Genomic DNA, 1,158 nt, shown 5'->3' with positions numbered 1-1,158 from the left:
CTTTAATGATGGGGTTGTTATTGAAAGAGTTTTTTGGTTTGATATTACTGCGTGTTTTGGTAAATTAATCTAAATCTACATCATAAAAACTCTTACTCTCTAATTGTTCTTTAATACATTGAATATAATGCTCCTTAGACTCAAAAGTATCAGGCCAAAAACTGGAGGTAAAACACCACATCAGTTCCGCTACGTCTACTTTTTCGACCAGTAACATATCAAGGTAAAGCTGATAGCGTTCTCTACAAAAATAGTCTTCCTCTAATTCGTCCTCAATTTCCTTTTTCTCAGTTGGAAAGCCATTAATCAAATAATTCTGCTGTTCGCAGTAGTTAATAATCATTTTCTCGGCTCTTAATTCAATCAAATCCGCATCATAAAATGCATCTAAATCATTTTCATCAATAGATTGATGCTTTTCAGCCAAAATTTTTATTTGTCCTTTAATTTCATTTAATATCATAAAATTGAATTTAAAATTGAATCTCTAACAAAAGTCTTTTGTTTGCTTAAATCATTCCAATGAAACCAAATCACAACCATAGCAAGTGTATCTAGCTTACAATACTTTTTTAAGGCATCACCATAAGCTTTTTTAGCCTCTTCATTTTCTCTAGAAAGACCATACAACATTTCTCTATAGGCAACCATAGCATCACCGCCATTTCTAACTTTTATAGTTAATGATTTTGTGTCATCCACTATACGTTCTTCAAGCAATTTATATGGGTCAATTAATTTACCTTCATTGTCTCTAGATAACAAGTTTTCAGCTTCTAATAAAGCAAAGGATTTTGAATTACTGGTCTCTTGAAGTACTGAGGGCAAAACGACTTTAATACTTGTCCTACCTCCCATTTTTGGATGAAAATAGTACAATTTGGCTAGGTCATGCATATCTAATATTCTGTTGGAACTGTCACTCTTATCAACAACAATAATACTCTCCAGCCAATCTAATAACTCATCATCAAAATCTTCGCTTTCTTCTAAGGTATTTTTTATAGCTCTGAGTTGGGTATTTTCATAAGAACTCCAAGTAAGGACAGTACCATGTGTGCCAATCTGGTTTTTTAAGGTTCGTGCAAAATCGAAGTTAGGATAATAATCGTCTGAGTTTAACCACTCACTGTGTTCAATTGTTCCGTCTTGATGTAA

General features: G+C 32.7%; 2 protein-coding genes. Both read right to left on the bottom strand.

Features of this window, described 5'->3' with window-relative positions; all coding sequences use genetic code 11:
- Positions 1–64: 64 nt before the first annotated feature.
- Positions 65–463, bottom strand: a complete 399-nt coding sequence (locus Q0075_RS11695) for a hypothetical protein (RefSeq protein ID WP_297869667.1) — start codon at positions 461–463, stop codon at positions 65–67.
- The coding region (locus Q0075_RS11690) for a DUF2779 domain-containing protein (RefSeq protein ID WP_297869666.1) at positions 460–1,158 on the bottom strand (699 nt) is incomplete at its 5' end. The genes Q0075_RS11695 and Q0075_RS11690, both read right to left, overlap by 4 nt.

Source organism: uncultured Flavobacterium sp. (assembly GCF_937967675.1).
GTDB lineage: Bacteria > Bacteroidota > Bacteroidia > Flavobacteriales > Flavobacteriaceae > Flavobacterium.
This window is presented reverse-complemented; position numbering and strand designations above follow the sequence as displayed.

Bases quoted from the DNA above. Each gene is read 5' to 3' on its own strand.
- Q0075_RS11695 (WP_297869667.1), bottom strand. From the start codon at position 463: ATGATATTAAATGAAATTAAAGGACAAATAAAAATTTTGGCTGAAAAG.